General features: G+C 62.1%; 8 protein-coding genes. 7 read left to right on the top strand and 1 reads right to left on the bottom strand.

The window, feature by feature from the left end:
• From HX823_RS29275 to HX823_RS29245, 7 genes are all read left to right on the top strand, one after another.
• Positions 1–748 (top strand): response regulator (locus HX823_RS29275; RefSeq protein ID WP_177078102.1); only part of this gene is annotated, 748 nt, incomplete at its 5' end.
• Positions 735–1,928, top strand: coding sequence for an EAL domain-containing protein (locus HX823_RS29270; RefSeq protein WP_038849128.1), 1,194 nt, complete (start codon positions 735–737; stop codon positions 1,926–1,928). The genes HX823_RS29275 and HX823_RS29270, both read left to right, overlap by 14 nt.
• Before the next feature lie 82 nt (positions 1,929–2,010).
• The gene (locus HX823_RS29265; RefSeq protein ID WP_177078100.1) at positions 2,011–5,142 is read left to right on the top strand and encodes a hybrid sensor histidine kinase/response regulator; all 3,132 of its coding nucleotides are present in this window, start codon (positions 2,011–2,013) and stop codon (positions 5,140–5,142) included.
• Positions 5,143–5,165: 23 nt separating this feature from the next.
• A complete protein-coding gene (locus HX823_RS29260; protein ID WP_025854954.1) occupies positions 5,166–5,813 on the top strand; it encodes a response regulator in 648 nt (215 codons plus the stop codon).
• 194 nt (positions 5,814–6,007) lie between these two features.
• Complete coding sequence (locus tag HX823_RS29255) at positions 6,008–6,613, top strand: fimbrial protein (protein WP_038849147.1); 606 nt, start codon at positions 6,008–6,010, stop codon at positions 6,611–6,613.
• A gap of 76 nt (positions 6,614–6,689) precedes the next feature.
• Complete coding sequence (locus HX823_RS29250; RefSeq protein WP_038849134.1) at positions 6,690–7,421, top strand: molecular chaperone; 732 nt, start codon at positions 6,690–6,692, stop codon at positions 7,419–7,421.
• 50 nt (positions 7,422–7,471) lie between these two features.
• Positions 7,472–9,982, top strand: a complete 2,511-nt coding sequence (locus HX823_RS29245) for a fimbria/pilus outer membrane usher protein (RefSeq protein ID WP_177078098.1) — start codon at positions 7,472–7,474, stop codon at positions 9,980–9,982.
• Positions 9,983–10,520: 538 nt separating this feature from the next.
• On the opposite strand, the gene HX823_RS29240 is transcribed toward HX823_RS29245, so the two are convergent.
• The coding region (locus tag HX823_RS29240; protein ID WP_177078095.1) for a DUF2802 domain-containing protein at positions 10,521–10,634 on the bottom strand (114 nt) is incomplete at its 5' end.

Raw genomic sequence — 10,634 nt, 5'->3', positions numbered from 1 at the left:
CACCCCACCCCTGCCAGCCCTGCTGGCCGAAACCATTTACATCGCCTCGCCTATCCCGGAACTGGCGAATGCGATCAGCGGCTGGTTACGCCGCTGGGGCGCACGCGCGCAGACCGCCCTGCCGGCGCAGACTGACGGGCACCTGCTGTTGCAACTGCACCCCGGCAACGTTGACCCATTGCTGGTCGCCGACTGGGCGGGCCCGGTCATCCATGCCAGCAGCAACGCCAGCAGCCCCCCGCCGGATGAGGCCGGTGCATGGCACGTCAACCTCAACCACCTGAGTTCGATCCATCAAGCGGTCAGCCAGGCACAGGGGTTGTGGGTGGCACGCGCCGACGAACAGACACGCCAGCGCGACCTGAAAAAGCTCAACCTGCACCTGCTGGTGGCCGAAGACAACATTATCAACCAGCTGATATTGCGCGACCAACTGGAAGAACTCGGCTGCACCGTGGAGTTGGCCGCCGATGGTCATGAAGCGTTGCAGCTCTACACCGCCGGCACCTTCGACGTGGTGCTGACCGATGTGAACATGCCCCACATCAACGGCTACGAACTGGCGCGGGAACTGCGGCGCCAGGGCTGCCCGTTGCCGATTATCGGGGCCACCGCCAACGCGATGCGCGGCGAGGCCGACCTGTGCCTGGCCGCCGGCATGAACCATTGCCTGGTCAAGCCTTTCGCGTTGCGGGCGCTCTTCAATTCCCTGGCGCCTTATGCACGGATCATTCATGAAGCCCCTTAGTATTTTGATCGTCGAGGACCATCCTCTGCAGCACATCTACTTGCAGCACCTGCTCAGTGAGTTGGGGGATTTCATGCTCGAAGCCGCCCAGGATGGCAAAGAAGCGCTGGAGCGCCTGCGCCAACGGGACTTCGACCTGGTGCTCACCGACCTGCTGATGCCCGGCATGGACGGTGTGCAATTCATTCAAAGCCTGGCCAGCCTGCGCTGCAAGCCAGCACTGGCGATCATGAGCGTGGCGTCGCGGCGCATGTTGATGGCCGCCAGCCTGGTGGCCAAGAACCTGGACGTGGAAGTGATCGGGCTGATCTCCAAACCGGTGGCTGCCGACGCCTTGCGTAGCCTGGTCGAGCAACTCAGGCACAAGATGCGCACGCCCTCTCCTCTGCCGACCAAACACCCCGACATCGACCGTTACACGCTGATCCAGGCCATGGGCAACGGCCAGTTGCAAGCCTGGTTCCAACCCAAGAAGTCCCTGGCCAACGGTCGCATCGTCGCCGCCGAAGCGCTGGTGCGCTGGATGCACCCCGAGCAAGGCGTGATGTTGCCCGGCGCTTTCCTGGAGGCGATCAAAGCCTTCGAACTGGAAGAGCGCCTGTTGTGGCTGGTACTCAAGCAGGCAATCTACGCGCAAAAACAATGGTGCCTGCGCGGCTATGACATCCCGGTGTCGATCAACCTGCCGACCCACTTGCTCAACAGCCATGACCTGGCCGACCGTTTGCTGGAGTTCGTGCTGCTGCACGACGGCATCCCCGGCATGATCTGTTTCGAGCTGATGGAGTGCTCGGTGCCCCAGGACATCAGCAACTTCTACGCCGGTGCCTGCCGCCTGCGGATCAAGGGGTTTGGCTTGTCCCAGGATGATTTCGGCAAAGGCTACAGCTCGTACCTCAACCTGGTGTCCACGCCGTTTACCGAACTGAAGATCGACCAGGCGCTGGTCCAGGGCTGCCACGACAACGAAGGCATGGCATCGGCCCTGGCAAGCATCATCAGCCTGGGCCGCAAGCTGGGCCTGACCGTGGTCGCCGAAGGGGTGGAAACCCCCCAGCAATTGGCCTTGCTGCGCAAGATCGACTGCAACCAGGTGCAGGGGTTCTTGATCTCCCACGCGGTATCTTCCGAACAATTTCAACAACTTCTGAACAATGATGGCCCCGCGACATCTCATTAGGCGCCAGGCACGGATCTTTTGTTGCAGAGAGGGGCTAAGCTCCATCCAGTGCCGATTTTTTCTCCGCCTGCGGACGTCCTTGATGAAGCACAACAACGCGATCCTCGAAGCCTTCACCCGAAGCTCCTTGCGCCTGAACAAAGGCCTGATGTTGATGTTCGGGGTCGCGTTGCTGCTGGCCCTCACCAACTACTGGTCGCTGCAACGCGGCGTCGATATCCGCTATGGCGCCATGCGGTTTCACTTCGCCCGACTGATGGAAAACCTGGCGCAGCAGGAAGCGTTCCTCAAGAACTTGGCGCACCCCGGCATCCAGGCCGAATTGTTGCGCGCCACCAACGTCCAGGTCAGCCTCAAAAGCCGTATGGTCGACACTCGTCGCACCTTGTACGAGGGCCAGAAGTACTCATTCTCGGTGCCATTCAGCGTGGCGTTCGATGAGCAGCGCGTGGGTGTCAGCGCCCGGCCGCGGATATTCGCGTTGGGCGCTCATCTCACCAGTTACTACAGTGCATTTTGGTCCTCCTCGCCGTACGGGGCGCCACAGACGTTCGTGTTCAACCGCCAGGCGAACTACGCCATTGATATCCCTGCCGTGGACACGCCGCTGGAGCGGGTCAACGCGGTGCAGGACGCCCTGGCGCAGACGCCGCCGGGCCTGGAACCCGAGCGAGTGTACTGGCAGGCCGGGCCCGCGCCTGAGCATTTGCTGGCCTATATGGGTATTGCGCTCGACGGCCCGGACTCGGCTGTGGTCGGCACGCTGCTGGACCTGGCCCAGGCCGACGACGTACAGCGCGCGCTGGAGCGCTCTGCGTTTGATCGCATCACGTTAATCGCCCCTGACGGTCATCGGCTGATCGGACCGGAAGTCGTTGGCGCGCCGCTCAGCGACGGCGTGCACTTCACCTCGAACGGTTTCGTATTCAAGATTTCCCAGGCCGGTGACCAGCCCTGGAGCGCGATCTATGGCTTGAGTTACGCACGTTATTTCCACTACGCCGTGTGGCCGCTGAGCAGCCTGGTCTTGTTCCTGGGCAGCCTGCTGGCGCTGGGATGGGCCGGCAGCCGCTGGTATCGGCGCCAAGTGATTGCACCGGCACGCCTGGCCCACGAGCACATTGCCGAGAGCGTGGCGTTCAGCCGCGTGATCATCGACACTGCCCCCACCGGGTTATGCGTGGTGCGCCGCAGCGACGGCGAAGTGTTGATCGAGAACCAGCGCGCCCAGCAATGGCCGGGCACCGCACGCCTGGTCGCGGCCATGGCCGGCGCCCACGACAGCGCCGAGAGCGGCGAGACGCACCTGGAGATCGAAGGCCGTCACCTGCAGATCGGTTTCGTGTCCACACGTTATCAGGCGCAGGACGTGCGCCTGTATGCGTTCAATGACATCACCCGGCACATCGAGGATGCTTCGGCGCTGGAAGATGCACGCCGCGTTGCCGACGCAGCCAACGAAGCCAAGACCCTGTTCCTGGCGACCATGAGCCACGAAATCCGCACGCCTCTGTACGGCGTGCTTGGCACCTTGGAGTTGTTGGGCCTGACCGACCTGGACCCGCATCAGAAAACCTACCTGCAGACCATCCAGCGCTCGTCCGCCACGCTGTTCCAGCTGATCAGCGATGTGTTGGATGTGTCGAAAATCGAGTCCGGGCAAATGGCGATCGAGGCCGTGGAATTCTGCCCGCTGGACATGCTCGAAGACACCCTGCACACCTACGCCGCCTTCGCCCACCGCAAGGGCCTGCAACTCTACAGTTGCATCGACCCGCAGCTGCCGGACAGCGTCATGGGCGACCCGCTGCGTATCCGCCAGATCCTGAACAACCTGGTGAGCAATGCGATCAAGTTCACCGACATCGGCCGCGTGGTGATCCGTGCCAGGGTGCGCGCGCACGACGCTGAGCAGGTGGAGCTGGAATGGCAGGTGACCGACTCCGGCGTGGGCATCGCGCAGGCACAGCAGGCCAAACTGTTCGATCTCTTTTACCAGGCTCCGGACACCGCAGGTGAAGGCGGTGCGGGCTTGGGGCTGCCCATCTGCCGGTGGCTGGCGCAGATGATGGACGGCCAGATCAAGGTCGTCAGCGAGCCCGGACTGGGCAGCAGCTTTACCTTGAAAATCCGCTTGCCGGTGTGTGCCGCTGCACTGACGAATCTGCCCCTGGTGGAACCCAGCACGACGCCGGTGTATGTGCAGGCGCCGGTGCGTGAATTGGCGCAATCGATGTGCGACTGGCTCAACCGCCTGGGCATTGCAGCCGCCGTGGCTGCGCCGACCCAGGAACCGGGGGCCCATCGCGCCGTGCTGGTGGATGTGCTGCCCGATCAACCTGCGCGACCCTGGATCGGCCAACGCGTCATCTGCCTGCCGGGCGCCCACAGCCCACCCTTGCCGACCGAGCAGGGCTGGGTGGTCGACATGCACGATGTGCGAGCCATTGCCGCCACCGTATCCCTGGCGCAGCACGGCAAGCACGAACCACCACCGGCGGCCCAGCCACAGAGCGCCGGACGCTTGGGGCTGCGCATCCTTGTGGCCGAAGACAACCCGATCAACCAGGCCATCATCAAGGAGCAACTGGAAGCGCTCGGCTGCTCGGTGAGCCTGGCCTCGAACGGCGAACAGGCCTTGCATCTGTGGCAACCGCAGGCTTTCGACCTGGTGCTGACCGACGTGAACATGCCCTTGATGAACGGCTACGAACTGGCCAGGACCCTGCGCGAACACGCGCCCCGCTTGCCGATCATCGGCGTCACGGCCAACGCCATGCGCGAAGAAGGCGTGCGCTGCCTGGCCGTCGGCATGAATGCCTGGCTGGTCAAGCCCCTGAGCCTGCAGACCCTGCGCGCGCAGTTGATCAAGCTGTGCAAGGTAGCACCGCCCACCGAAACCTTTGACGACAGCGTGCACCTCTCGGACAAGATGCGCCCGCTGTTTATCAGCAGTGTGCAACAGGACCTGCTGCGTATTGGCGAAGCGCTGGAACAGCGCGATGCCCACCGCCTCGGCCAACGCCTGCATTCAGCCGCAGGTGCGCTGGGCGCGGTGCAGGCCAACAGCCTGGCCCAGGCCTGTATCGAACTGGAAAGCGCACTTAACCGTGGCAGCCTCGACACAGCGCTGACGCTCAAGGTGAAGACGGTCATGCAACGCCTCTCGGCCGTCCTGGATACGCTCCAGCCCGGGCCCACTCCCCTCACTTGAACTGGCACTACGGACGGCCCCTTATGAAAACATTCAACGTGGTTATCGCGGACGATCACCCGATCGTGCTGCTCGGGGTGCGCGAACTGGTCGAGCGCGACACGCGCTTCCAGGTCGTGGGCGAGGCCGTCTGTTCGGCCGGCCTGATCGAGTTGCTGCAGCGCCAGGGCGCTGACATCGTGATCACCGACTACAACATGCCGGGCGACTCGCCCTACGGCGATGGCCTGAAGCTGGTGGAGTACCTGAAACGGCATTTCCCACAGGTGCAGATCCTGATCCTGACGATGATCTCCAACCACCTGATCCTCACCCGTCTGCAGGAACTGGGGGTGGTCGGCATCATCCAGAAAAGCCAGCTGCACACCGAGATCCAGCTGGCACTCAAGGCCATCGCCCAGCAAAGCGCCTATCGCAGCCTGGAACCGCCCAAGACATCGGTGATCGAGACCCTCACCGCCATCGACGAACGCTTCTCGACGTTGTCACCCAAGGAGTTCGAAATCCTGCGTTTGTTTATCTCGGGCATGAGTGTCAGTGATATTGCGCGCAGCCAGAACCGAAGTTCCAAGACCATCAGCGCACAAAAAATATCGGCCATGCGCAAACTTGAAGTCAGCAGTGATCAAGACCTTCTGGCGTATTGCCTGGCGCGCAATATTTTCAACTAAGCAATCACTTGAAAGCCATTCAAGGACAATGGCTTCCCCCTTTATCTACTGGTCTTAACCTCTCCATAAGTGCAACTAACCCTGCCTCTTCGGCGCTTATAAGAATCGTCTTATTTGCCCGCCCGCCCTCGCCTCTTACTATTTCCCCGCAGTTCAGAAACCGCACTTTCCAACTCACACTTATGGACATCATCATGAAGAAGTTCTCCCTGGCTGTTATCGCTTCGGCCATTCTTTGCGCCTCCGGCAGTGCCTTTGCCGAAGAGCCGGTGGTACCGAAGCCAACCCTCGGCGGCAGCGGCAAAATCACCTTCACCGGCGTGATCAACAACGACGCTTGCTCGGTGGACGGCGCCAACTCCGACCGCACCATTTCGGTAGACATGGGCAACGTCTCGATCAAGGACATGGGCACTGCCGAGAACCCAACTGCCGGCCGTGTGACCGCCAAAGACTTCAACCTGAACGTCAACTGCAACCAGGGCACCAAAGTCGCGATGATTTTTGACGCCAACAACGGTGGTTCGGGCCTGGTGACTGGCAAGAACGTACTGGCGCTGAACCCAGGTTCGGCCACCGCGCAAAACGTCGGCATCGCCCTGCTCGACAGCAAGGGCACGTTGATCGACCTCAGCTCGCCGGCCACCGCACGTATCGAAAGCACCATGCATGGCCAGGGCACCGAAGGCGGCGACGCCACCCTGAGCTTTGCCGCCGCCTACGTCACCACCGGTGCCGCCGGCGCATCGACGGCCGGTCGCGGTGACGCCACCCTGCCGTTCATCCTGCAATACGAATAACCCCGGCGCCCGAGCACCGAACGCGCGAGGCCCTGCGGCCTCGCCATTCTTTTTCTGATGACACCGGATAACCCTCATGCTGCCTCGTTCTATCGCCGTGGGCCTCGGGCTGCTGGGCATGCTCATGGCTGCCCAGGCCGCCGCCAGCATTTCATTGAATGCCACCCGTATCGTGTTCGATGGCGACCACAAAGAAGCCAACATCACCGTGCGCAACGGTAACCAGGATGTGTTGATCCAGTCCTGGGTTGACCGCAACGATGCCAGCGGCAGCCGCGCGCCGTTCGCCGTTACCCCGCCGTTGGCACGGGTGTTTGCCAAGGAACAGCAACTGCTGCGCATCTTGTATGAAGGCGCCGGCATGCCCACCGACCGCGAGTCGGTGGTCTGGCTCAACGTGCAGGAAATCCCCAAGGCCAGCGCCGCCGAAAACACCTTGCAGTTGGCCATCCGCCAACGCATCAAGATTTTTTTCCGCCCTGCCGGCTTGCCTGGCAGTGCGTTGCAAGCCCCTGCCCAGCTGGAGTGGGCGCTGACCAAACGCGGCGCGCAAACCCTACTGAACGTGAAAAACCCGACGCTGTACCACGTGTCCATGGCCGACATAAAGGTGCAGGCGCAACTGGCCAGTGACTCCACCATGGTCGCCCCAGGCGAGGAAAAACAGTTCCCGCTGAACGCTCCGGTGGCCGCTGGCACGGTGCAGTTGTCGTTCTCCAGCATCAATGACTACGGCGCGCAGAACCATTACACCGCCGCCCTGGCGGGTGGTGTTGCCCACGCCACCGAGTCACGCCTCAAACCCTGAGCACTTCGCCTCACGCTTGCTCGCCCACCCGGGATGCCACAGGTCTTCGCATGTCTTTTCTTTCCAGCAACAGGTCCGCATGTGACGCACTGAAATTGAAGACGCTGTGGCTGGCGATTGCCGCCTGCCTGCCCGCCTGGGCCCTGGCCGACGAGGCTGCGCAGACCTTCAACACCACCTTCCTGCAGGGCTCGCAGTCACCCGTCGACCTGCAACAGTTGCTGTCGGCCAACAGCGTGTTGCCGGGCACTTACCGTGTCGACCTGTACAGCAACGAAGTGCTGGTGGGCCGCCGTGATATCGACTTCAAGCGCAACCCGCAAAACGACCAGGTGCAAGCCTGCCTGACCCTCGACCTGCTCAAGCAACTGGGGATCGACATGGCCCGCTTGCAAGCCCAAGGCAAAATCGACCCGCAGCAGCCGCAGGACTGCTACCCGCTGCCAGCACTGATCGAAGACGCCACGGTGCGCTACGACAGCAGCCGCCTGCGCCTGCTCGCAAGCATTCCGCAAGTGGCCATGCAGCGCGGGCTGCGCGGGTATGTCGACCCGCAGCTGTGGGACGACGGCGTGCCGGCCGCGTTCATCAACTATCAGCTCAACAGCAGCCGCACAGCCGGTGACTACGCCACGCGCATCGCCAATAACCTGGGCCTGCGCAACGGCATCAACCTGGGCGCCTGGCGCTTGCGCAACGAATCGAACCTGAGCGGCGGCACCGGGCGCAAGAACACCTACACCAGCAACCGTACCTACGTGCAGCACGACGTGACGGCGATCAAGGGCCAGTTCAGTGCCGGTGAGATTTTTTCCGACACCGACCTGTTCGACAGTGTGCGTTACCGCGGGGTCAAACTGGCCTCCGACGAAGGCATGCGCGCCGACAGCGAACGCGGCTACGCCCCGGTGATCCGTGGTGTGGCGCAGACCAACGCGACGGTGGAGATCCGCCAGAACGACTACGTCCTCTACACCGCCAACGTCGCACCGGGGCCGTTCGAGATCAACGATATCTACCCCAGCGGCTCCAACGGCGACTTGCAGATCACCGTGATCGAAGCCGACGGCACCCGTCGTGTGACGATGCAGGCGTTTTCCAGCTTGCCGATCATGGTGCGTGAGGGGCAAGTCAAGTACAGCCTCTCGGCGGGCCGGTTCAATAGCAACACCGAGGGCTTGGCCACTCCGCGTTTCCTGAGCGGCACCCTGGCGTATGGCTTGACCAGCAACCTCAGCGGCATCGTCGGCTTGCAGGCCAGCGAAGACTACAACGCCCTGTCCCTCGGTGCCGGACGTAACACCGCGTTGGGCGCGGTGTCGCTGGATGTCACCCATTCTTCAAGCAAGGCCCAGGGGCAAACCACCCAGGGCAGCAGCGTGCGCGCGTTGTACGCCAAGACGTTTGCCGGCACTGACACCAACTTCACCCTGGCCGCCTACCGTTACTCCACCGAGGGTTATCGCAGCTTCAGCGACCATGTCGAAGACATCAGCGACAGCATCCGCGTGCGCAGCGGCCATTCGAAAACCCGCACCGACCTCACCATCAACCAGAGCCTGGGGCGCAACCGCGAATTTGGCAGCCTGTATGTGAACGCCAGCGACCAGCGCTACTGGAATCGTGGCGGCTCGCAGAGTTTTTCCGCCGGCTACACCAGCAACTGGGGCAACCTGAGCTACAACCTCGGCGTGACCCGGACCAAGCAGATTGTCACGTGGGGTGAGCCAAGCAGTGACACCCAGGTGAACCTGTCCATCTCGTTCCCACTGGGCAGCCAGGCCCGCGCACCCCGAGCGTTTGTCACCACCAGCAGCCAGCACGGCGACACCACCACCCAGGCGGGCATCAACGGCTACGTCGCCGACGCCAGCGACACGTTCTACTCGGTACAGGCCGGGCACAGCGACACCAGTGGCGATTCCGGCTCAGTGAACATCAACAGCCGCACCTCGGTGGCGGATGTGAGCCTGGGCTACAGCCAGGGCCAGGGCTATAACTCGCAGAACCTCAACCTTGCAGGTTCGGTGGTGGCCCATGGCGGTGGAATCAACCTGGGGCAGACCGTCAGCGAGACCTTTGCACTGGCTGAGGTGCCGGGTATTTCCGGGGCGAAGATCAGCAGCTACAGCGGTGTGGAGACGGGTTACAACGGCTATGCGGTGATTCCGAACGCGCAGCCTTACCGGGTCAACTGGGTCAGCCTGGACACCCGAGACTTGGGCGGCGATGTGGAAATCACCAACGCCACCCAGCAAGTGGTGCCGCGTCGTGGTGCCATCGTGGTTGCACGCTACAGCGGCACCACGGGCCGACGGGTGTTGTTCGAGTTGTTGGATGCGCAGCATAAGCCGCTGGGGTTTGGGGCTTCGTTGGAGGACTCGACGGGCAAGCAGTTAGCGATTGCTGATCCGAATGGGAATGCGTTGGCGTTGGTGGGGGAGGATCAGGGGACGTTGGTGATCAAGTGGGGGGAGCGCAGTTGCAGTGCTTCGTATGCGTTGGGGGTGCAGAACAAGGCGTTGAATTATGAGCGGCAGGTATTGGTGTGTGGGCCTTGATGTATTGAGTACATATCCGTTCTTTGGGTAACGGCTGAAATAGGTTCCGCCCTTACGGCGGCTCACTTTTGAAAAGCCCAAAAGTAAGCAAAAGGCTCTTGCCGGTATGACTCACCCACATGGGTTACAAATCAGTTCACGCACATAGGTAACAGTTTTTAACTGGCAGGGTCGCCTTCGCGAGCAAGCCCGCTCCCACATTTGAACCGAGACCGGCTTCAAGAAACCGGTCGGCTACCAGGCCGCCGCGCTTTTGCTTTTGATCTGAGGCGCCCCGTCAAACACGCTGGCCGAACGCAGGCTTGAATCCGTGGGTAACCCGGCAGGACGCCGGGTTAGCCGCGCTGGGCCAAGGATGGCCCATCGCGGCGGCCCACGGATTCAAGCCGGAGTGAGGGCACACCGAGCCTAGGCGAGGTGCCGAGTGTTGGGGCGAAGGCCTTTTGGTTACTTTTGGGCCTTTCCAAAAGTGACCCGCTGTAAGAGCGGAACCATAAGCAGCCGTTACCGAAGCAACGGATATGTACTCAAAACCCAATCAACCCTTATGCAACTTGCTCATCAATTGCGCCTCAGCCTGAGTCAACCCACAAGACTGCGTCAACTCATCCACCGTAGCCCCCATCCCCACCAGCTTGGCAGCCTGGGCAAA

This window comes from Pseudomonas sp. P7759 (genome assembly GCF_013386445.1).
Lineage (GTDB): Bacteria > Pseudomonadota > Gammaproteobacteria > Pseudomonadales > Pseudomonadaceae > Aquipseudomonas > Aquipseudomonas azotoformans_A.
The sequence above is the reverse complement of the archived record's forward strand: the minus strand, read 5'-3'. Positions and strand labels throughout refer to the sequence as shown.

Excerpts from the sequence above, each read along its gene's own strand:
- HX823_RS29270 (WP_038849128.1), top strand. The coding sequence starts at position 735 with ATGAAGCCCCTTAGTATTTTGATCGTCGAGGACCATCCTCTGCAGCAC.
- HX823_RS29265 (WP_177078100.1), top strand. The coding sequence starts at position 2,011 with ATGAAGCACAACAACGCGATCCTCGAAGCCTTCACCCGAAGCTCCTTG.
- HX823_RS29260 (WP_025854954.1), top strand. The coding sequence starts at position 5,166 with ATGAAAACATTCAACGTGGTTATCGCGGACGATCACCCGATCGTGCTG.
- HX823_RS29255 (WP_038849147.1), top strand. The coding sequence starts at position 6,008 with ATGAAGAAGTTCTCCCTGGCTGTTATCGCTTCGGCCATTCTTTGCGCC.
- HX823_RS29250 (WP_038849134.1), top strand. The coding sequence starts at position 6,690 with ATGCTGCCTCGTTCTATCGCCGTGGGCCTCGGGCTGCTGGGCATGCTC.
- HX823_RS29245 (WP_177078098.1), top strand. The coding sequence starts at position 7,472 with ATGTCTTTTCTTTCCAGCAACAGGTCCGCATGTGACGCACTGAAATTG.